The organism is Acinetobacter kyonggiensis (assembly GCF_900107285.1).
Classification (GTDB): domain Bacteria; phylum Pseudomonadota; class Gammaproteobacteria; order Pseudomonadales; family Moraxellaceae; genus Acinetobacter; species Acinetobacter kyonggiensis.
Genome location: NZ_FNPK01000009.1, coordinates 35,175 through 57,654, shown reverse-complemented (window position 1 = coordinate 57,654; position 22,480 = coordinate 35,175). Strand labels below are relative to the sequence as shown.

20 protein-coding genes and 1 tRNA gene are annotated in these 22,480 nt (G+C 37.0%); 14 read left to right on the top strand and 7 right to left on the bottom strand.

The features are described 5' to 3' along the window. Nucleotides 1-493 precede the first annotated feature (493 nt). The 3 genes from BLV99_RS09065 (at nucleotide 494) to BLV99_RS09055 (ending at nucleotide 3,844) form a co-directional block, all read left to right on the top strand. Nucleotides 494-1,723, top strand: coding sequence for a hypothetical protein (locus BLV99_RS09065; RefSeq protein ID WP_139243532.1), 1,230 nt, complete (start codon nucleotides 494-496; stop codon nucleotides 1,721-1,723). A 242-nt stretch (nucleotides 1,724-1,965) separates the two neighbouring features. Further along, entirely contained in the window at nucleotides 1,966-2,907 is a 942-nt protein-coding gene (locus BLV99_RS09060; RefSeq protein ID WP_092689831.1) for a YagK/YfjJ domain-containing protein, read from the top strand. 70 nt (nucleotides 2,908-2,977) lie between these two features. Further along, nucleotides 2,978-3,844 (top strand): hypothetical protein, encoded by an 867-nt coding sequence (locus BLV99_RS09055; RefSeq protein WP_092689828.1) that lies wholly within the window; start codon nucleotides 2,978-2,980, stop codon nucleotides 3,842-3,844. Between the two features lie 108 nt (nucleotides 3,845-3,952). Here the strand turns inward: BLV99_RS09055 and BLV99_RS09050 are convergent, their stop codons facing one another. From BLV99_RS09050 to BLV99_RS09040, 4 genes are all read right to left on the bottom strand, one after another. Next, a complete protein-coding gene (locus BLV99_RS09050; protein ID WP_092689825.1) occupies nucleotides 3,953-4,486 on the bottom strand; it encodes a hypothetical protein in 534 nt (177 codons plus the stop codon). A gap of 63 nt (nucleotides 4,487-4,549) precedes the next feature. Continuing rightward, nucleotides 4,550-4,855, bottom strand: coding sequence for a hypothetical protein (locus BLV99_RS09045; RefSeq protein ID WP_092689823.1), 306 nt, complete (start codon nucleotides 4,853-4,855; stop codon nucleotides 4,550-4,552). Between the two features lie 17 nt (nucleotides 4,856-4,872). Then, nucleotides 4,873-5,019, bottom strand: a complete 147-nt coding sequence (locus BLV99_RS18210; protein WP_004984451.1) for a hypothetical protein — start codon at nucleotides 5,017-5,019, stop codon at nucleotides 4,873-4,875. A 22-nt stretch (nucleotides 5,020-5,041) separates the two neighbouring features. Continuing rightward, the gene (locus tag BLV99_RS09040) at nucleotides 5,042-5,317 is read right to left on the bottom strand and encodes a hypothetical protein (RefSeq protein WP_092689821.1); all 276 of its coding nucleotides are present in this window, start codon (nucleotides 5,315-5,317) and stop codon (nucleotides 5,042-5,044) included. An 826-nt stretch (nucleotides 5,318-6,143) separates the two neighbouring features. Between BLV99_RS09040 and BLV99_RS09030 the strand changes: the two genes are divergently transcribed. The 7 genes from BLV99_RS09030 to BLV99_RS09000 all read left to right on the top strand — a co-directional run bounded on the left by BLV99_RS09030 (nucleotide 6,144) and on the right by BLV99_RS09000 (nucleotide 11,779). Continuing rightward, nucleotides 6,144-6,461: a hypothetical protein gene (locus BLV99_RS09030; protein WP_092689819.1), complete on the top strand. Its 318-nt coding sequence runs from the start codon at nucleotides 6,144-6,146 to the stop codon at nucleotides 6,459-6,461. A 46-nt stretch (nucleotides 6,462-6,507) separates the two neighbouring features. Then, nucleotides 6,508-7,548, top strand: coding sequence for a DUF932 domain-containing protein (locus BLV99_RS09025; protein WP_092689816.1), 1,041 nt, complete (start codon nucleotides 6,508-6,510; stop codon nucleotides 7,546-7,548). Between the two features lie 175 nt (nucleotides 7,549-7,723). Then, on the top strand, nucleotides 7,724-8,767 hold the full coding sequence (locus tag BLV99_RS09020; protein ID WP_092689814.1) for a YqaJ viral recombinase family nuclease: 1,044 nt from the start codon (nucleotides 7,724-7,726) through the stop codon (nucleotides 8,765-8,767). Between the two features lie 139 nt (nucleotides 8,768-8,906). Further along, entirely contained in the window at nucleotides 8,907-9,797 is an 891-nt protein-coding gene (locus BLV99_RS09015; protein ID WP_092689811.1) for a recombination directionality factor, read from the top strand. 88 nt (nucleotides 9,798-9,885) lie between these two features. Beyond that, nucleotides 9,886-10,116, top strand: coding sequence for a helix-turn-helix transcriptional regulator (locus BLV99_RS09010; protein ID WP_092689808.1), 231 nt, complete (start codon nucleotides 9,886-9,888; stop codon nucleotides 10,114-10,116). A 72-nt stretch (nucleotides 10,117-10,188) separates the two neighbouring features. Then, complete coding sequence (locus tag BLV99_RS09005) at nucleotides 10,189-10,773, top strand: class I SAM-dependent methyltransferase (RefSeq protein WP_092689806.1); 585 nt, start codon at nucleotides 10,189-10,191, stop codon at nucleotides 10,771-10,773. Further along, nucleotides 10,766-11,779, top strand: a complete 1,014-nt coding sequence (locus BLV99_RS09000) for an HNH endonuclease (RefSeq protein ID WP_092689803.1) — start codon at nucleotides 10,766-10,768, stop codon at nucleotides 11,777-11,779. Before BLV99_RS09005 ends, BLV99_RS09000 begins: the two co-directional genes overlap by 8 nt. A gap of 4 nt (nucleotides 11,780-11,783) precedes the next feature. Here BLV99_RS09000 and BLV99_RS08995 read toward each other — a convergent pair whose 3' ends face one another. Next, the gene (locus tag BLV99_RS08995; RefSeq protein ID WP_092689801.1) at nucleotides 11,784-13,694 is read right to left on the bottom strand and encodes a hypothetical protein; all 1,911 of its coding nucleotides are present in this window, start codon (nucleotides 13,692-13,694) and stop codon (nucleotides 11,784-11,786) included. A 213-nt stretch (nucleotides 13,695-13,907) separates the two neighbouring features. Between BLV99_RS08995 and BLV99_RS08990 the strand changes: the two genes are divergently transcribed. The 3 genes from BLV99_RS08990 to BLV99_RS08980 are packed head-to-tail and all read left to right on the top strand — an operon-like array spanning nucleotide 13,908 to nucleotide 18,811. Continuing rightward, nucleotides 13,908-15,161, top strand: a complete 1,254-nt coding sequence (locus BLV99_RS08990; protein ID WP_092689799.1) for a DNA cytosine methyltransferase — start codon at nucleotides 13,908-13,910, stop codon at nucleotides 15,159-15,161. Beyond that, a complete protein-coding gene (locus BLV99_RS08985; protein ID WP_092689796.1) occupies nucleotides 15,158-17,380 on the top strand; it encodes an ATP-binding protein in 2,223 nt (740 codons plus the stop codon). The genes BLV99_RS08990 and BLV99_RS08985 overlap by 4 nt, the downstream gene beginning before the upstream one ends. A gap of 3 nt (nucleotides 17,381-17,383) precedes the next feature. Then, entirely contained in the window at nucleotides 17,384-18,811 is a 1,428-nt protein-coding gene (locus tag BLV99_RS08980) for a hypothetical protein (RefSeq protein WP_092689794.1), read from the top strand. Nucleotides 18,812-18,970: 159 nt separating this feature from the next. Here the strand turns inward: BLV99_RS08980 and BLV99_RS08975 are convergent, their stop codons facing one another. Both BLV99_RS08975 and BLV99_RS08970 read right to left on the bottom strand, forming a co-directional pair. Further along, complete coding sequence (locus BLV99_RS08975) at nucleotides 18,971-20,167, bottom strand: tyrosine-type recombinase/integrase (protein ID WP_092689988.1); 1,197 nt, start codon at nucleotides 20,165-20,167, stop codon at nucleotides 18,971-18,973. A gap of 183 nt (nucleotides 20,168-20,350) precedes the next feature. Next, nucleotides 20,351-20,440: transfer RNA gene (locus BLV99_RS08970), tRNA-Ser, on the bottom strand. 122 nt (nucleotides 20,441-20,562) lie between these two features. On the opposite strand from BLV99_RS08970, the gene BLV99_RS08965 reads away from it, so the two are divergent. After that, a complete protein-coding gene (locus BLV99_RS08965) occupies nucleotides 20,563-22,443 on the top strand; it encodes a potassium transporter Kup (RefSeq protein ID WP_086184182.1) in 1,881 nt (626 codons plus the stop codon). The last annotated feature ends 37 nt before the right edge of the window (nucleotides 22,444-22,480 follow it).

Here is a 22,480-nt window from a genome sequence, read left to right as displayed (position 1 = left end):
ATTACCATATGAATGGGTATCCAAGTGAAGAGCCCATTTTTAAGTTTCGGGATGAAGGTTTTGGGTGAGCCTAGTCTATCAGGGTAATCTGCATAAGTTGGTATAGCTAATTCGGATCAGATTAAAAATTTATAATTAAGTTTTACTAAATTATTTGAAAAGGTTAAGCCGTTTCAATTCTATTTTTTCGTCAGTTTTATCTGGAAAGTGTTAAATAATTTTAGTGAATTATTGTTGAAAAGGAATGGGGGATGCTGAATTTATCCATGACATGTGTCAATTGTTATTTCTAAACGTAATTGATTGTTCTTTTCTATTGGTGGTTATTCTTATTTTGGTGAAATGTTTTATTGTTAATAGTTTTTACACGTACTTTAAATATAAAATTAAGAAGCAATTTTATATATCTAATTAAACACAAACTTATATATATTAATACATAAAAGTATATATTAAAGTACTTTATTATTAGATTAAATTGGGCATGAAAACTATGAGTTTAGCGGAAATTTCTTATGTTTTTGATGAGCTAATTGGTCGACACCTTCAAACCAATAATACTGAAAGCGAAAATTTAATAGCATATTTAGAAAAAATAAGAAGAAAAGAGTTATTTATTGTTGATACTTTTCGCTCAAAAGGGGTAATGGCGCAAAAATCAAAAATCCAAGAGGGTATAGATTTTAGTCAGTCTGAAAATGAACATGTTCCAGTTTTTAAATTCAGGCCAACAACTTTTGCAAAAAAATGGTTTCCTTATCAAACTATCTTTGAACCATTTAATGTCCGTAAAGAAGAGAAAGTTAATAGATCCGAATTATCTATAGCATTGCTAATATTTTTAAGAATAATTAATAAGTATGAAAGGGGGGCGGGAGCTAATTTTGAGAATGGAAAAGCACCAATAAGCGAAATTTTATTATTCGAAAGTATCGATAATAGAATCGATCAACTTAAGTTAGAAGAATTATCTTTAGATGAACTTAAGTTGATCGAGAAAATTTTATGTGTGTGTATTGAAGAATTAGAGAAATCAACGATTAAAAAGTATTTGCAATATGAACATGCTAGGTTCAATAAAAAAATACGAGAATATAAATTTTATATACAAAATCTATTAAAGCATTTTGGTGATTTGTATGCCATATCAATAAATTTTTGGTGGGATGGCTATATTAATCATTTAGATAGAGAGAAAAATAATCAAAAGAAACAATTTCTTAACAATTTAAGGTCTTATCCTGAGTTTGAATCAATCAAAGGCCATGTTGGTCTTTGGGAGTATAGTGATGAAAAAGGTTTGTATTTTAGGTGTATATTTCTTTGTTCTAAGAGTAAAAAGTATTGTAAAGACTATCTGTCCGAAGGACTTTTAAGTTATTGGGAGCAGGGCTTTGCACGGAAAAGTAATGGACGTTTAACGGGTAAAGTAATTTATTCAGCAGAATTATCACCTTTAGCTTATACAAAATCAAAGTCATTGAATCAGCCCATTGCCCTAATAAGTAATAGTAATAAGGCGCTGCTTGAAGACTTCTATAATATCGTTCTGAATTACATAACTATTTCTGAAAAATATTATTATCCAATTGAATTACAAGTAGAGCTATTAGCGTTGAGTTCGACCTTGAATCAAGAGAAAAATGGAGATTACGGTTTCATGTTAAAAAAATATGGGCCATCAAGATCTTTTAGAGGTCACTTGAGAAATCCTAAAAATTAACTTTAGCTTCAATCTGTTAGGTTAAGTCATATGCTTTATGCTCAGTCTGTCTAACCGATTCGTTGTTAAGTCGTAGATTAGCCTTAGCGGGTTATTAAAGTTATTATATCTATTATTAATTATATAATTATCAATATCTTATTTTAGTTATTGATTGATTTTTTATTCATATATATGGGTAAACAAGTAAAAGATTACAGACATGGTTGTGATATGAATCCTAACATGATGAGTATCACAACATGAATTTGACTACACCGATTTGGAATGAATCTAATCTTTGTATTGCGATTGAAGACTTTGTTTATAGCGTTTGTTTTGAACAGATGAGTGAACAACAGTTCAAACAGTCACTCAGTACATTATATGAAGCCTTTCAGTATTTCTATTCAGCACAGCTTCACTACACTGTATCCATCCAATATTTTATTCAGTGTAAGTACTGGATTGATCATTTTCTGAATGATCAATCTGCATCACAGATCTTAAATTTTAATATTCAGCAAGTTCAAACCCTATGCTGTGTACTCAGCCAATATCAAAATGATTATTGGAATGAGCATGCTCGTTTTATCCAACAAGAACAGCAGAATCGAAATTCACTGTATCAGTATCTGACTAAACTCATTACCCACTATTCTGAACTTTTATTTGTTCGTGTTGATTTAGGCTATCTCAAAGAACAACAGGTCAATATTGGTATTCAAGATGTTCAACAGCATATGAAGATTTTAAGAAATCGTATCGCCAATCAAGATGGATGTTTCATGGGTTTGCGAGGGTATGCATGGGCATTAGAGCAGGGTACAGAAAAGGGCTATCATTGCCACTTATTGCTGATCTATGATCCATCTAAACGTATGAGTGACTGGTATCTCGCTGATCAGGTTGGGAAATTATGGCAAAGTATTACAGGTAATCTGGGATGGTACTTTAATTGTAATACCACGGATCATAAGCAGCAGTTTAAGGAACTTAATCGATTAGGTGTAGGACATATCCAGTGCAATGTTGAATTGGACGTAAGCAATGCTTTGAATGCGGCCATGTATCTGGTCAATCCTGAAAAATATGCACAGCATTTACGGGCTATGTTGCCTCGAATGCGCAGCTTTGGTACGGGCCAATTTGAAGTGCATTGGCGTAGAGGTGTAGCCCAAACCTTGCAGCAATGTGGATTCTAGATTAGATCACCATTAAAAAGTTACGGCACTCCTAAGTCTATGAAATAAATAGCTTAGGATGTGTTTTACCATGACGACTTACAATGAATCTCAAACATTTTGTGAAATTGAAATCTTTATTCAAGCAATCTTAACCAATCAAATCAGTGTTGAGCAATTCAAACAGCAGATCATTCCATTGATTAAGAAATCCAGACGATTCTTTGTAGATGGGAATAATTATATTGCTGCCATTATTGTGTTTAAGCATCTTGAGCAGATCATCTTTAAGGCCAATGCGTTTAAGTTCTACGATTCTATTCAAGACTTACCTGATCATGTGGTGGAAGGTTTTATAAAATATGTACAAGATCAAGCTGGGTTGATTGAAGCGGATTATCAATATGATCAGAACGAGTATAAGAAACAGGTGAAAAAGGCTGAACGCTTCTTATCAGAATGTATACAACAACAAGATCAATTAACCATCTTTCCAATTTATTTAGGCATTAAACCTGAAGCGCTATCAGTGATTCGCTTATATGATCTCGATCTTTACTTAAGTACTTTTCTAAAGTTAATTCGCTCCAGAGATACTGAGTTATTTCGTTCAATTCACTCTGTGATTTGGCAGATTAAACATCATCCCGAGCAGGGTTATTATGTTCAGTTATTCTGTATCTATGCTGGACAGGCACAAGCTGTCACTCTAACGGATCATGCCCGTAAAATTGGTGAACAATGGTTGGAGGTCACCAATGCCTATGGAGCAGTTTTATTTGAAGAACATGATTTAAAAGGTATTACGATAAACTGTTTTGATGATAAGCAGGCTCAACGTGCTTTGCAAACTGTAAAAGCTCGCATGAACAACCATGCTCGAAATCATTATTTAAGAGTGACAAGACACCGTAGAAAAACCTTTGATTGCCAGCGGATAGGCCTGAGTTTGGCTTAAAGACAATGGAACATGTAGTTCCAATATGTATTGATGGATGGTCTTATGGGAATAAGTTTATTCCCATAAGACACAGGATTGAAAACAAAGCCGCTTCATTATTGATGCCTAAAAATTATAGGTATAAGTCAATCCGCTGTTGGTGGTGACGGTCACTTCACGAACATTTTCAGCAGCACAACCGAGATAGACTTGGGCTACTGAGCCATAGCGCATATTTTGATAATCATAAAAGCCTTTAGTTCTACAATTGCCGCGATTGATTGATACGTTGGTCAGGGTGGTTGGATCATCATTTAGTGACATGATATTGAGTTTGTCCACATAGCCTGTCCCGGAATATTGCGATTGATCACGACGGACACGCACTTCAAACTGTTCTTGGATCGGTTGTTCCTGTGACAGTTCAGTCATTTGCTCAGCATCAGCGCCATTTTCTAAAAATGATTTATCAACGACAAAATCATCCTCGGAATGATTGGATGTCTCAGACGGATCAGAAGTGCTATTCGCGGTAGAAGCCGTATTTTGATCTGCTGTTGCTTTGGATTCTACTGTTGCTTGAGGTTCTTTGGATGGACTACATGCGCTTAAGCCCAGTATTAATACACTGGATAAAAGAATCGGGTGAATCAGTTTCATGGCTGAATTCCTAAAAAATTGCTTATTTCATCTATGAATAAAGTCGTTGATTGTTCTGCTTAGTTATTTGCATTTACCTTTGTGAGCTGATTGCACCAAACGCGGTTCAGTTTTGTCTGCATCTAAACGTAGGCAAATGGCTTTTTTGCTTTTGATCGAGCTGGAAATCAGCTCTTCACCCTGAATCGGATTGCTCCCACCTGCGTTATAAACTTGGTAGCGTTTGCCAGCGGTGCTCTTAAAACTAAAGGCATCGCCTGATTCACTAAAGCCTTCGATCTTTTTGACGATGACGGTTACTTTATTAGATAGTGCAAACAGTGAAGTGCAGATCAGACTAAGGCCACAGGCCAAGATGAGTTTTTTCATTTTTTTATTCCTATGGCTTAGTTCTTAAAAATCGTGACAGGCCAAACTACGGCTTTACCAAGGTTATAGGCATAGCTGTAATGTGCAGTACTGCTGCAATTTTTGAAATACACTGAGCAAATCAGTGCGATCAGCACATAACCGATAATTAAATAGTTTTTCATGTGTTTCCCCAGATGCTTGAATTTATGACTGACATTGCTGAACAGCGTTTGCCATTACCACGTTAAAATCTTCAGGTGGCTGCATGCTTTCTCGAACCGTGACATCAGCCATTTTTTCCATAAATTCAGGTGAGTAATGCGCTTCGACTTTGTCGTAAATACAGCCACAGGCAGAGCGGTCTAAACCACCTGCCTGACAGCCTGCTTTAAAGTCACGTTTGACCTTGCTGTCACAGGCAGTCAGCAGGGTGCTACTGAGGACAATGGTTGTTACCCCAAACCAAGTTTGATATTTCATTTCTGTTCCAAATCATTGTTATCTATTGTTGTAAGTCATACGGATGGGTTTATTTATGCAAGCCTGCCAGATAAATCAGCAGCCATAGTCCGCCAAGCACAAAAACAAAGGGGCCTAGCATCGCCACCACGACGACAATTAAAATGAGCTGCGCGATCAATTTCATAATGTTGTTCCAGCACAAAGCAGCCCCTGAATTAAAAAACTCAGTGGTTGATTAGTGCGTTGAAATGAATCAGTGCACAGAAGTTAAATAAAATGTTGGAATCGGAATGAAATGCCGAAGTCGGGGGGTACGTATAAGTGAAGCGAGTGCAGGGGAAGAAAGCACAGTAAATTGAATCATGATTGATGACTCCTTGGAATTATAAGAAGTTCTACCGAATCACTGTCAATTGATTATGGTGGCAGAACGAGAAGGGGTTGACAGACTGGGATCCAAGGAACCAGCACGCACAAGGCGTCCCCCTCCCGTCCTACCGCAACAACAGGGGGACACGAGGGTTCCACGACATACAAAATTACTTTCATATACCGTGCTGGATCTGCGGTCTGTCAAAACCGACTGGCAATGTAGGCCAGCCCTTGCATCATAATCGCTGATAAAAATCAGGTCAATTGATCGCTGTATTAAGTCATTAAAATTGATCTAAAAAAACATCGATTCAAATCACATTCTAAAAAAATACAGATGCATATCATCCTATTGAGAAGGATGTGTCTCATGCAGAGATGTATCAATCACCCAATTCACCTTTTGCCTGCTTTCCCCCAAAGCAGGCTTTTTTTATTCAATTCATTTTAGTTAATCAAAGGAATTCAGCCCATGAGTCTGCAATGTCCCTATTGCCAGTCCCGAGATACGGTACTGCTGAAATCACCACAATATTTACCCGTAAAAAGTAATGCATCCTCAATTCAAAACAGCGCCATGTCGCCATTGGCCCTTGCTACTTTAGGCATCAGTGTCTCTAAAAGCCTGAACATTCCACCGATTGCGGGCGCAATTGTTGGGGTGCTGATTGGTGGAATTTGGATGTTAATCACCGATGATGAAGTACAACAAACCACAACACCCAGCTATGTCCGTCATTACTACTGCAATGACTGTGACCGAGATTTCAGCCCCAGCCTACGCAATTAATCTTTTCATCCTTTACAGCAATTCAATTTTTACAGGAAATATTCTTATGGCACATTTAATCGAAAATATGGCTTACGTTGGCGAAACCCCTTGGCATGGCTTAGGTAATCCACTGACACAAAATCAACCGATAGAAGTTTGGGCACAACAAGCAGGTATGGATTGGCGCATTGAATCTTCCGATGTCAGCTATATGGCGCAGAATGAACGTGGGCAGAGCATTATTATGCCGTTCGAGGAACAACGGGTTTTATATCGCTCTGATACGCATGCACCTTTATCTGTGGTCAGTCAGCGTTATCAGGAAGTACAACCGAAACAGATTTTAGAGTTTTATCGTGATCTGACCGAACAATCAGGTTTTGAACTGGAAACCGCAGGGGTACTCAAAGGTGGCAAGAAATTCTGGGCATTGGCACGAACAGGGCAAAGTGCAGCTTTAAAAGGTAAGGATGTGAGTAATGGCTATATTTTATTGGCAACCGCTTGTGATGGAACTTTAGCAACGACAGCTCAATTCACCAGTATCCGTGTGGTGTGTAATAACACCTTAGCGATTGCCTTACGCGGACAGAACAGTAGTGCAGGCGTGGTTAAAGTCCCGCACAGTACTAAGTTTGATGCTGAGAAGATCAAACAGCAATTGGGTATTTCAGTCCGTGCATGGGATGAACACATGTATGAAATGAAACAACTCAGTCAACGTAAAGTCACACAGACCGAAGCAGCAGCTTATTTCGATGCGGTGTTTAACAATACCAGTCTGAGTATTGCTGAACAGGATGAAGGCATTATTCAATTTTACCGCAATGTGGCACAAGCACAGAACAACAGCTCAGCCAATAAAACTGAACCGAATGGTCGTGCCATGTCCAAAGTCATGACCATGTTTAATGGGCATGGACGCGGGGCAGAACTCAGTTCAGTTAAAGATACCGCCTATGGCTTATTGTGCAGTATCACCGAGTTTTCCGATCACGAACGTCGTGCGATGAGTCAGGATCACAGGCTGGATTCAGCTTGGTTTGGTGCAGGAGCAGGTTTAAAGCAACGTGGACTGGAACAAGCTTTACGGATGATTGCTTAAGCTTGTACGGTATATTCCGTACAAGTTACCGCTCAAGCTCACGTACAAGCTATTTGTCCTTTTTGAACCTGATTTTTATCGTTTATTTATACAGAGATTAAATCTACCTATTTAGCCATGTCCTTTCGGGCATGGCTTTTTTATGCCCAAAATTTAACAATTACAGGAAAGAACCATGAACACAGCGATTGCCGCATCTCATCAAGTGACACCTCCATTCAATTCAAATTTACCAAAACTGTTTACCGCCAAACGTTTTGTCGATACCCGAAAACTCAGTCAAGCTGAATGGCTAGAAATCCGTAGACAAGGCATTGGCAGTAGTGACTGTGCTGCCGCGTGCGGACTCAATCCCTATATGTCGATGCTAGAACTGTGGATGATAAAAACGGGACGAGTTAAACAAAGCATCGAAGATGAAAGTGAAGGCCTTGCGCCTTTGTATTGGGGCAAGCAATTGGAACCCTTGGTTGCACAGTACTACAGCATGCACACTAACTACAAAGTTCGACGGGTGAATGCCGTGTTACAACACCGTGATCCAGACAAACATTTTATGTTGGCGAACTTGGATTATTCCGTGGTGGGTGATGCGGATGTACAAATCTTAGAATGTAAAACCGCAGGGGAATATGGCGCAAAACTCTGGCGTGATGGTGTGCCTTTATACGTACTGTGTCAGGTACAACACCAACTCGCAGTGACAGGCAAGAAAGCGGCCCATATCTGTGTCTTACTCTGTGGACATGAAACGCGGATCTTCAAAGTGACACGTTCAGAATCGGTGATTCAGCATATTGTCAATGCCGAGCGTCACTTCTGGGATTGTGTAGAAAAGGACACACCACCTGATGCAGATGCAAGTGCATCGGCAGCCAAAGCCTTACAACAATTGTATCCCGAACATGTGCCCCTTAGTACTACAGATCTATCCGAAGATGAACACGCCAATCAACAATTTGAGCAATTGATTCAAGCCCGCAATCAAGTCGAAAAACACCAACAGCAATTTGATCAACTTAAGCATCAGTTACAAGCCCAAATGCAGGAGGCTGAACGCGCTACCTTTAAAACAGGCTCAGTGACATGGAAAAAGGCCAAAGACTCGATCAGCCTCGACAGCAAAGCCTTACTGAAGCTGCATCCTGAAATGCTGACGCAATTCCCACAAAGTAAACAGGGTACACGGCGTTTTAACATCTATGCAGATGATGACTGAAATGAACTTAGCCTAAGCCATCCACCAACAAACATTTTTAACGCCATAACGATCCCATACCAAACGACATGGGATTTTTTTATGCATTTATTTTTTAAATGAAATTTAAGTCAACACACTGAAAGAAAAGGATCACCTCATGATTAAAGGTTTAGCCATCACACCGCCTATTTTAGGCCGTATCAGTATCGGGAAGGTTGTTGAAAAGAACGGTAAACGTCTGCCTGAAAAAGATGATCAATTTACTCTGACTAGCCAGATCCAGAATAAGGACGGCTGGGTGAAACATCCCTTAGATGAACAGCTTCGTGCCAAAGCACCCAATCAAAAACTCAGAACCATTCCAGTACGGATGATTTTTAATGATCCTGAACTCAATCTACGCGCGGAGTACAGTTTATTTGACCGGCAGACTGGTCGGCCAGTGTGCGTAGGTAATGGTGAAACCTGTCAGCGCATGACCAATCAAGGTGTGGAACAACATCCATGCCCATCACCTGATTTATGCCCATTGGCCCAAGGAGGAAACTGTAAACCCTATGGGCGTTTGCATGTCAATTTAGATGAGTCGGATGAACTCGGCACCTTCATTTTTAGAACCACAGGCTTTAATAGCATCCGCACTTTGGCAGCACGTTTGTCTTACTACCATGCTGCATCCAATGGTTTGCTTTCTTGTTTGCCATTGCAACTGACACTTCGAGGCAAATCAACCACACAAAGTTATCGCACCCCTGTGTATTACGTCGATCTCACTTTACGCGAGGGTGTCAGTTTGAATGATGCCATTGTTCAAGCCAAGCAAATTGATGAGCAGAGTAAACAGGTAGGTTTTTATCAAGAGGCTTTAGATCATGTGGCAAGGCAGGGATTTTCCAATGCACGGTTCGAGGTGAATGGGGAGGAGGGCTTAGATTTGATTGACGAATTTTATACAGGTTCAGAATTAGTTGAAGCAGTAACGCAAGCTGATGGGTTTATTCAGGATATTCAGCAAGGGTTGCAGCAGAGTGTAAGGGCTGTGAACTAAGAGGGATGGTTCAGAAAAGTTAAATTTTACGGAGAGCTCTATTATTTGAGCGAATTGCCGCTCGCATCAATGATTAGGAGTAAACATCATGAATGCGTTCACAGGTCAAACTTTTCAGATGAATCAAATTATTAATATTAAAGATGTCATTCAATTTACGAGCATTAGTCGGGCAAAGATCTATGAAATGATAAATGTGAACTCAAGGTACTATGATCCAACTTTTCCAAAACCAGTACGACTGAGTGAATCACGTATTGGATGGGTGGCTTTGGAAGTTCATCAATGGATTGAAAGTAAGATACAAAGTCGAACATAAGTTGGGAGCGTAAGCTCCCTTATTTTATTGTTTTTTAGTAGACTGCATACATCATCCGTTTATAAAGTATTCATGAAAACAATAGATTATTACAATCAGAATGCGGATCAATTTGTGGCGTCAACTTTTCATGTTGCGATGGGGGAGTTGTATCAGCCGTTTATCAATCATTTGTCTGACTGCGCCATTATCTTGGATTTAGGGTGTGGCACAGGCCGTGACAGTCTGGCTTTTAAAAAATTAGGCTATCAAGTCGAAGCGATTGACTTTTCAGAGGAGCTCGTTGCAAAAGCAAAAGGTCTCACAGGAATTAATGTAAGGCAGCAAAGCTTCTACGAGTTGGATGAGCAGGATAAATACCACGGTATTTGGGCGTGTGCTTCATTGCTGCATTGTGACCGTGAAAATTTAGCAGATGTGATGCTGAGAATATTAAATGCACTTAAAGTAAATGGCATCTTGTATATGTCATTTAAGTACGGTGAAAGTGATCGAGAAAAAGATGGTCGTGCATTTACTGACTTAAATGAACAGCAAGCGCAGGATTTGCTGAATCAGCTGGAGGGCTTTCAACCATTAAAACAATGGATCACGGTAGATCAAAGGCCAGATCGAGAAGAAGAGTGGTTAAATCTACTTTGGAAAAAACATGCTTAATTTAGTTCCAACCGCTCAAGAGCAATTGAAATTTTTGAAAAATATTCAGCTGATTTTGCAATCAGGCAGTTTTAGTAGTACCTATAAGTTTGCTTTACTCATTAGCCTAAGCAGATTAGCCATTGAAAAAGGACAAGATTCAGGTGATGGCCTAGCCCTAGAATATAAGGATATTGCTGAGAAATTTATTGAGCTGTATTGGAAGCAAGCGGTGCCTTATACGTTTCAGGAGGAAAGTAAGCTGATACTTAATCAGAATAATGGCAAACAAGCGGCAATTGTGAATAGAATCACTTTGCTTAGACAGACTTATGCATCACTCGGTTTGCTGCGCCGTGATTCCTTGGTATGGTTCAGTTTGCTGAAGGATGTAGCAAGAACAGTAAAAGAAATGCCAGTGCGCTATCTGCAAAATATCAGTAGTCAAAACTTTGAATTCTTATATCAGCTTGAGAAGTGTAGCAAGCAGTTGATCCTTTTGCCGCAGGTTATGTATTGTTTAAGACAGTTCAGTGAAATTATTGAGGAGCTATGTCAGAAGCGTTGGATAGACTACATCCGTAAGAATAGCAGCAATGTGCCGATTCTGAATAAATTGCCAAACCTTGAACAATTTATGTTTGAGCCCAACCGGAACCAGCTCAATGCAGTAGCGCATGTTTTGGTAGAGCTGCAGGAATGCAAATGCTTTTATTGCAATAGGCCAATGAAAAAAGGCAATTATGCTGTTGACCATTTTATACCATGGTCAATGTATCCATCGGATACAGGGCATAATTTTGTATTAGCAGATTCAAGCTGTAATTCTAAGAAAAGTAATTTACTTGCATCAGATGAGTTTTTGCATAAGTGGGAGGAGCGTAATGAAACTCAGGATTTGATCATTGTGGATCGGATATCTGTACTGGGTTTTCTGACAGATAAAGAACGGTCTCATAAGGTGGCTGATTGGGCGTATTCTCAGGCAAAAGAGAATGGGTATCTGTTATGGTCAAATAAGCTGTAAGCATTTACATATACGTAGAGTATCGATCTATAAGCAGCTGATGATCATAAAATTTTAGGAAAGGTTTAAGAGCTAAAAAAATGTCTTCTTTCAACTTAATATCTATCCATGATTCATCCAAATAAATACATTCGCACATTGCTCTGAAGATATGTTCAATTTCATGGTTGCTCATTAAAAAATTTTCATTTTTTACTCTCTTATGAAGTGCGATTATAAGTTCTTTGGAATTTGAAAATTGTTCATTATAAAAATCAAGTTTGGATGAAATATATGAAAAATATCCCTTTGCATTTTCGACCAAATGGATTAGGCAGAGGTACAATTGTTCTACTTCATTGACGGTAAAATAGGCACGATTACTCTTTTGGGAAATATAAAAGTCTTGTAGAACATTTATAGTCTTTAGGATGCCTAAAGTCCGATAATGGTGATCCTTTAATAATGAAAAATTACGAATATCTCTAATATAACCATAGCTTTCTAAATCTTGAATATTTTGAATTTTTTTTGTGGGGCTAAAGTAAGAAAACAAACTTTTCTTTCTATTCCATGCGATTACCTTAGGAATAAACTCGTTTATTAACCATTCAAATGATAGTTGACATGGCCACCATTTTTCTTCAGATACAGGGATTTTGCTAAGAGGAGGCTGCCACAAGAAAGTAAGTTCATCTTCATCATTGATGTCTTCAATATTTTCTGCCCAAAACATACCATGATAAACATCTTCTATAGGTTTACCTCTTTCTCCAGTGTAAAGCTGTATGAAATTTCTAGATGCTGAAAATATATGCCATTCAGTATTTCCCTTATCTACATCATGAATATTAGTAAATTTAATCATTAAGTCCCAAATTTCCTTGGGCAAAGTAAATAAGGCGATATATGTTTGACCATGCCATGAAATAAAGGGAAAGTTATGAGAAGACCATTCGTTTTCAACTTTTTGTATTGCTGCTAGATATGCTTTAGTAAGATTGTCTGCAACTTCAGTAAGTTGCTGTATAGTTTCTCTAGGTAGATTAAAGCGACAATTTTGTAAATCTATAATCTCAGAATGGGCTAGATCATTCCCAATATAAAATGGTCTATAGCGAGAGCTGATAGGTTCTCCTGAGTTACCTAAAAAATTTTCTAACATCCATTTATTTTCTAAAATAACATTTACCCCATGAGAATCATGAGTTTTAATTGTGATATTTGCTGAGCCGACATGGCTCTGAGTCGGTAATAGAGCCGAAATTTCTATCCATTTCTTTTTAATTTGCCAATTACCATCTTCAGAATATATTTCGTCAAAGTCAGAATAATTTAATGAAGAAAAATGTAGAAATTCATTGGCTGCATCTCTATTATTTTTGACTGGATCAATTAATGCTTTATGTAATGTTGAGATAAAGTGTGTTCTAAGCATCCATTCATTATAAAACTGGCTTTCTGGGGCCATTGGAAAGAACTTGCTGACAATATCTGGATAAGGTTGTGATTTTATAGTTAACGTGACACCAGTCCATAATTCAGCCTCAATTCCTAAGCCATGTAGTTCATAATGTATTTGATCCCATTTTTTTCTAATATTTCTTGGCACATCTTCTTGTGCAAGAATAATGACATATTTTTTTATGTTTGGAATTAAGTCGTTTTGCTTGAACTTTTTTATAGTGTTATCTAATTCTTGAATGGATAATTTTTTCCAGCATTTGCATTCATATGCAGCAAGTTTGTGAAAGGATTTAGCAATATTTGCGCATATATCAAGTCCACCTTGGTAGTGCCCATTGCCTTTTATTCGATGAACATTTGTCAACTCTTTATCTTTGTAGAGTAACCATTCGCAATATTGCTCAAATTGTTCACTTGAGAGTTGTGAAAAAGGTAAAGATACAGCATCGAATGGAATATAAGTTTTCATAAATCAAATTCAAGACAATTTATATATTTTTTTAGCTACTTAAGAATTATTAAGGTCAATTTTTTTAGGAATTGGTTTAATAAAATGTAGATGGTTTAGGGTTAAAGCTTTGATGTTTTTTCAATTCTAGCATTTAATCATATTGAATTTGCTTGATAATTAAAAATTATCCTGGCACTCTCTACGATCTGTTGAAATTAGTGGTTTTGTGGTATGGCCAATTATAAATTCTTAGATTTGTTTGCAGGGGCAGGTGGGCTTTCTGAGGGGTTTATACAGGCAGGTTTTGATCCAATTGCTCATGTGGAGGCTGATGCTGCTGCATGTGCTACTTTAAAAACACGCCAAGCTTTTCATTGGTTAAAGAAAAACAATCAGCTTCAAACTTACGTTGAATATTTACAAGGAAAAATTAATCGAGAAGAGTTTTGGAGATCTGTACCTAAGAATGTGTTAGATAGCGTAATTAACGAATACATTGGTCATGAACGGTTAGATTTGATTTTTGATAAAGTCGATCAATATCTCAATGGTAATAAGTTAGATCTTGTAGTTGGTGGGCCACCATGCCAAGCATACTCAATTATTGGTCGAGCTCGTGGTAATATGAAAAATGATCCACGCAATCACTTATATGTTTACTACGCAAAATTCTTAGAAAGGTATAAGCCAAAATATTTTGTTTTTGAAAATGTCCTTGGTTTATTTTCAGCTAAAGATCCAAATGGTGATTTATATTTTGACAAAGTTAAAGCTCTCTTTAACTCGATAGGTTATGCCGTTGAGTATAAGGTTTTAACTGCAAAAGATCATGGAATACTTCAAAATAGAAAGCGAATTATTTTAATAGGTAAAAAAGGAATTAGAAATAAGGACTTCTATCCAAATTTACCATTGTGGAATGCAGATGCCACAGTCTGGGATTTACTTTCTGGCCTCCCAAAAATTAAAGCTGGGGAAGGAACTTCTTTGCCATGTTCTGTTGCAAATGAAGTTCACCCTTGGTTAGAGAAAGCAAATATTAAAACGGATTTACCTGTGACTTGGCATCAGGCAAGGCCAAATACACAACAAGATTTAGAAATTTATCGTATAGTAGTAGATGTATGGAATAATAATAAAAAGCGTTTAAATTATAATGACTTGCCAGATAGGTTGAAAAGTCATAAAGTTAGTAAATCATTTACTGATCGGTTTAAAGTTGTATCAGGTGATTTAACTTCAGCGCACACTGTTGTTGCGCATATGGCGAAAGATGGACATCATTATATTCATCCTGATATAAATCAAAATCGATCTTTGACACCTAGAGAAGCTGCTAGGTTACAAACATTTCCTGATGATTATTTTTTTGAAAGTCAATCTGGAAAGCCTAGTCGTACGAGTGCATATAAACAGATAGGTAATGCAGTACCGGTTTTTTTAGCATATCAGATAGCGAAACAATTGAAGAGAAATTTTAAATGACAAACAAAGCTTCAGATAAGCAAGAAGAAAAATTTGAATTTAAGCCACGAGCTAGATTGCTAGCCCAGTTAGGTGATCAGCTAATTAAGAATGAGCATATCGCGGTTGTAGAATTAGTTAAAAATTCTTATGACGCAGATGCGACTTTTTGTAGAATTGAATTAGATGATTTTATGGATAAGGAAAAGGGAAGCATTACTATTCTAGATAATGGTAACGGAATGGATATTAGTGTGGTCAAAAATGCTTGGCTTGAACCAGGAAGTGACTCTAAGTTAGATGAGGATAAAAAACCAAAAATTTCTCCTATTTATCAACGTCTTCCTATAGGTGAGAAAGGGATAGGGCGATTTGGTGTTCATAAATTAGGTGATAAAATTACTTTAATTACTAAAAAAGAAGGGGCTAAAGAAGTCCACGTTGAGATAGATTGGAGTGATATTGAAGATGTTAAATATTTAAAAGATTTTCCAATAAAAGTAGAAGAAAAAGAAGAACCTTTATTCTTCACAAAAGAAAACTTAAGAAAAGTTCTAAATTTAGATGAAGAATTTCCCAGTAATGAAATTCAATTACATGGTACGTTTATTTTTATAAAAACTTTAAAAACTCGTTGGGATCGCTTGATGATTAGGGAGTTAGCACGCACAGTTAGCTCACTACAATCTCCTTTTAAAAAAAGTAATCAGAACTTTAAAGTTGATTTAGTATTAAATCAAAACAAAAGTTGGTTAGAAGGTATTGAAAGTTGGGAATCTATTAAAGAAAGAGCTTTATTTAAATTTAAAGTTCATATTCGTGGCAGTGAAATAGTAAGTTTTTTATATGAGTTTATGCCATTTCCAAGCATGTTAGGTAAAGTTGAACCAAGAAAGATTACTTTAGATAATAGTGAATATATTAATAAGCATAGAAATCTTTTTGATGATCAAGTTAATAAACAAAAAGTATTAAATTTAGCTGATTTCAAAATAGGGGATGTTTTATTCCAAGGGTATATTTTCGATTTAGACTCAATCGTAATGAAATTATCCGGAGTTTTAGATAGAAAGAACTTTAGAGAATATTTAAAAAATCATACTGGCGTAAAAGTATTTAGAGATGATTTACGCGTTTATGACTATGGAGAACAAGAAAATGACTGGTTAGGTTTAGATAAAAGTCGTTTTCAAGATCCTAGTAAAGCAATTAGTAATAATTTGATTGTTGCAGCAGTTCATCTAGATCGCAATAAAAGTCATGATCTACAAGAAAAAACAAATAGGGAAGGTTTTGTAGAGAATGATGCATATATTGCAATGAAAAAAGCAATTTTACATGCTTTAAGCCTTGTAACAAATCTTCGACATGAGGATAAGATTGCTTTAAGAAAAGCATTAGCTGAGGATACAGAACAGAAAACAATTAATGGTCTAGTGCTTGAGGCATGTGAATATGTTGAAAGTCATGTGAAAGAAGAAAAAACAAAAAATAATATTATTAGTTATTTTAGAAAATTTGAAGAGGATTTTGAAAAAGTTAAAGATACGCTTTTACTTGCGGCTGGTAGTGGGCTTAGCCTGTCAGTTGTTATGCATGAAGTTGAAAAAATTGTCTATGAAGTGCAACGAATCTTAATAAAAGAGCCTGATGAAAAAGAAAGAATATCAACTTTAGTTATGCATTTGTCGAAAATGTTAGATGGATATTCAGAAATAGTAAAGCGGCCAAAACAACAGGAACAAAATATAAAATCAGCTTTGGATCAAGCATTATTCAATATCGAGTTTCGCAAACGTGCTCATGGAGTGACTACAATTGATGAATACAAATCAAAGAGTGATGTGAGATTAAAATATTCTCGCCCATTAATTGTAACTTCTATTCAAAACCTATTAGATAATTCGATTTATTGGTTGGATTATAAAAGTGAAATTGAAGGTATAGATTTTGAAAAAAAAATATTTATAGATATTCAAGAAACAAATCATCAGTACCACATTATTATTGCAGATAATGGGAGTGGGTTGAAAGATTGGGATCCAAATATATTAATGGAACCATTCGTCTCATATAAACCGGATCACAAGGGGATGGGGTTGGGATTGCATATTACACAACAAGCTATGCTCTCAAATAATGGTCAGTTAACATTCCCATCATTTTATGATTTTGATATCCCCGAAGAATTTTCAAAAGGTGCATTAGTTGCACTTAGCTTTAATAAAGAAGTGAGATAATTCATGAATAAGTTACCGATAAATGGTCGTATCATTTTAGTGGATGATAAAATTGATCAAGTTCAACCACTAATGAATTATTTCTCTAAAAACAAAATTCCTTTTACATACTTTGATGGGAAATTTGAAAATTTTCCAGAAGAAGGGTTTGATGATATTCGAATATTATTTTTAGATATTAATTTATTTGATGATACTGTTCCTAGTCACCAAGATTTTAGAGCTCTACAGCCTGTAGTTGATAAATTAATAAGTAGGGTATCGCATCCATATTTATTGGTCTTATGGACACGTGATCCTGATGTGTTTAATAACTTTAAAATGGAGTTTTTTCAGAATTCACCTCTGAAAGAAAAGTCTCCCATAGATATACTTACTCTAGAAAAAAGTAAGTTTTTTAGTTATTCAGGAGAAGTTTTAGATGGCGATATTAATGACTTAGAACAAGAACTCTGTAGTAAACTCGATAACTATCCAGAGCTCCAATGTATCTTACATTGGGAGTCAATGGTACATAAAGTTACCAATGAAATTGCATCGATATTCTTCCCTAAATTCGGTGAATATGAAACTTGGTCTGAAGAAACAAAAAAAATGTTTACCCAATTTTCGAAGGCTAGTTTAGGTAAGTATTTTTCTGATGCAGACGCATCTACACGCATAAATAGTGCATTTGAAGTTATTCACCAAGTATTTATGGATGAATTAGAAACACAATTCTATAAAGCAGAAAAAAAACTTGAATTAGAAAATTTAGATCAGACAACAGCTCCAAACTTTAAAATCAATACTAAATTATTGATTCAAAATCATGATCACTTAAGTAATGATTATCCTGGTAGTTTAATTAGCTTAGATAACAATGATGCCTCTGCCTTTTTTTCTAGCATAATTGATCAAGATCAATTGAAAAATGCTGTATGTAAAAATTATAATTTTTCACTAAAAGAAGGGGATGACAGATTTAATGAGCTGAGTCCTTCTCAGCAATCGAAAAAGTGTAGTGCCTATAAAAAGGACGAAATTACTGGTTATTTGCAAAAGGTTCAACTCCGAATTGATCCACTTTGTGATTATGTACAACAGAAAATTCAACATTCTAAGTGTGTAGATGGAATACTTATTCCAGAAATTGCTTATAATTTAATTGATAAGCGATCTGAAGCCATTTACATTTCTCCTATTTTTGAATATCAAGAAAATAATGTTGCATTAGTAGTTGATTTTAGAACTTTTCAAACCAAGGTTGTTGTAAAAGAGTCTACTAAACTAACAGGTGGTACAGTTAATGAACAAATCCAATCTATGGAAGCTGTAGGAGAAATTTTAGATGAAGATAAAGCAATATTTCGTTTAAGATCTGCTTTGCTTGCAGATATTCAATCTAAATTTGCTCGTCATGCAAATAGACAAGGTCTACTGTATCTCTAAATTTGAGTACTATTAAAACTCTACAATTAGATTGGTTAAGAAGAGTCATATATAGGGTATGTGACTCGATCTTTGTCTATTGGAAACTTATCATTAAACGGTCTTTTGCCTGAAATTGAATTGGAATACAAATAATTTTAGTTATGTTCTGCATTCTGTTTAAATAATTTTATGTTTTGAAGAAGGTATAATCTTATTCCTCAAACCATCAATAAAATCAGACCAATCCTGCATCATTTTGACTCGATACTCTAAATGCTGAGCATGGTTATAAGCTTGTGATACAGCATTACCGACTCTATGTGCTAACTGAATTTCAATTGCATCATGCATATAGCTTTGCTCATGTAGTGTTGTTGATGCCAGTCCACGAAAGCCATGTCCAGTCATCTTGCCGCTATAACCCATCGTGCGTATTACACAGAGTAAAGCATTGCTACTCATAGGTTTTGCTGTACTGTGATTATAGAAAACGTATTGCTTATTTCCTGTTAGGGGTTTTAATCCTTCAATGAGTTCAATTGCCTGTTTGGACAATGGAACGATGTGAGGTTGAGCCATTTTCATCTTCTCAGCAGGAATACGCCATAAATGATTATCAAAATCAATCTCATTCCACTGCATCATTCTAAGTTCGGCGGTACGTACAAAAGTTAAAGTCATTAGTTGAATTGCTGTCTTGATCATTGGATTGCCGTGATAACGATCCATACGTTCAAGGAAGGGAGGAAACTCAGAAATGTCTAGACGAGCCATATGCTTCACTTTACGAGGTTTTAAAGCCTCTTGTAAGTGAGGTGTGGGATCATTCTCAATCAGCCCTTTGTGAATTGCGAAACGAAAAATACGTCCAGCTAAAGGAATAGAACGCTTAGCCATTTCCTGTGCACCTCGCTCTTCAATTTTTTTTGCGCAGGCAAGTATATCTTTACCTTTGATTTGATCTATAGGCATATGACCTAGAGCAGGGAATAAGTCTTTTTCGAATACCGATAAATCTCGTAAATAAGTATTTTCTTTAATGACTGCTTTGCGATCTTCCATCCATTCCAAAGCCAGAGCTTTAAAAATTGTATTTTCATCTACTTGCAGTTTCTTTTGTTTCTTCACTTCATTGGGGTTAATCCCATCTTTTAATTTTAATCGAGCTTCATCTCGAATTCTTCTCGCTTGAGCGAGTGTAGTTTCTGGATATGTACCAATACTAAAAATATTTTCTTTACTATTGATCCGGAATTTCATCCGCCAATGCATACCACCTGAAGGTGTAACTTCTAAATACATGCTTTTTTCATCAGGATATTTGGTTTTCTTTTCTGAAGGTTTGATTCTTCTGATAAAAGCATCTGTAAGCATCGTAGCGGTTCCCGTAGAAATTTGGGGGTATAATTTTAGGGGTAAAATATTATACCCCCAGTTATACCCCCAACTACATCAAGCTTGCAATAGATGAAGTCGATTGTATGAGACGTAAAAAAGGCCTAAACCCTTTAGATTTAAGCCTTTTAAGATGACACTAGATGTTATAAGAATAGAAAATGGCGGTGAGAGAGGGATTCGAACCCTCGATACGCGCAAACGTATACACACTTTCCAGGCGTGCTCCTTAAGCCACTCGGACACCTCACCATTCGGCCGCGATAATAACCAAAAAAATGGAATCTGCCAAGTTGAAACAATTGATTTAGAGCAAAAAAATTTTCTCGGTGATATTATTCGGAAAAATTATGTCTACATTAGAAGACGCATATATGCAAAGTACCGCAAAAAAAGCGGCATTGCCTGCAATTACCTTAGCTGCATTAGGTGTTGTATTTGGAGACATTGGAACCAGTCCACTGTATGCCCTTAGGCAATGCTTCCTCACCGCACATCTGGCTATTACTGAAGCGACAGTTCTTGGAATTCTGTCGCTGATTTTTTGGTGCATGATGCTGACGATCAGTTTTAAATACGTCACCATCATCATGCGTGCAGACAATAATGGTGAAGGCGGGATTATGTCTTTGCTTGCATTGAATTTGCGAACCACTCGGATCGCCGAGAACAGGAAGATTTATCTGATTGCTTTAGGCTTTATTGGTGCATCGCTATTCTTTGGTGATGGCATTATCACGCCAGCAATTTCTATTCTCTCTGCAATTGAAGGCTTAAGTATTGCCACACCGATGTTTAACCAATGGCTCATGCCTTTGGCAATTGGTATTTTGGCAGGATTATTTTTAGTACAGCGGCATGGTACAGCCACCATGGGCAAATTTTTTGGCCCATTAACCATGACTTGGTTTCTTTCCATTGGCGCAGTGGGCGTGTGGAGTATTATTCAAACGCCATTTGTATTGACGATGGTTAGTCCTCATTGGGCCTTTAATTTTATTGTTCATCAACCCTACGTTGCTTTTCTGACGATGGGTGCTGTCATTTTAACCATGACGGGTGGTGAAGCTTTGTATGCCGATATGGGGCATTTTGGTCGTTTACCTATTCGCCTTGCTTGGTTCATTATTGTTTTACCGTGTCTACTGTTTAACTATGCAGGACAGGGGGCATTATTACTACGTAACCCAGAGGCGATTTCGAATCCATTTTATATGCTGGTTCCTGACTGGGGTTTATATCCAATGATTGGTTTGGCGACAGCTGCCGCAGTCATTGCCTCCCAAGCAGTGATTACGGGTGTGTTTTCAATGACCAATCAGGCCATTCAACTACGCTATTTACCCCGTTTAACCGTGCATCACACCTCGGATATTGAACAAGGTCAAATTTATTTGCCGTTCATCAATTGGGTGCTGTTTATTTCCGTGGTGATCCTGATTTTATTGTTTGAAAATAGTGCCAATTTAGCCAGTGCTTATGGGGTTGCCGTGACCATGACCATGCTGTGCGGGACGATTTTAATTTCGTTCCTCGCCTATGGTTTTTGGCGTTGGCCAGTGTGGAAAGTTCTGCTCTTTACGATCCCATTCTTGTTCATTGATTTGATCTTTGTTGCCTCCACATCGTTAAAAATTATTGCGGGTGGATGGGTGCCTATTTTAATTGGTGCAGCAGTCTATACCATTCTAATGACATGGAAAATGGGACGAGAAATTGTCTTTGCACGTCTAGAAAAAGATGCTTTACCGATTGATCTGTTTATCAAAAGTATTGGTATGAGTGCTGAAACACAATTTGTTCCCGGTGTAGCAGTATTTCTGACGGGGACACCCAATATTGTGCCGCATGCCATGTTGCATAATATTAAGCACAATAAAGTGCTGCATGAACTGAATATGATGGTGACTGTGGTTACTCGCGATATTCCTTATGTTGCCGCAGAGGAGCGCATTCAAGTTGAAAAATTGGATGAGCATTTCTACCGGGTCTCGATGTATTATGGTTTTAAAGATCAACCCAATATTCCACAAGCGCTTCAGCAAGCTTATGAACAATTAGGGCTTGAGTTTGACATGATGCAAATCAGTTTCTTTATTTCTCGTGATCGATTGATTCACACGGTTGGAGATGGAATGTCTCCATGGCGGGAAAAACTGTTTATTTCGATGCAACGAAATACCAGTCCAGTCAGTGATTTTTATCAAATTCCACCGAATCGCGTGGTCGAGCTGGGCAGTCAAATCGAAATTTAGTCATGAACTGAATAGTGCATAAAAAAACCAAGGTCAA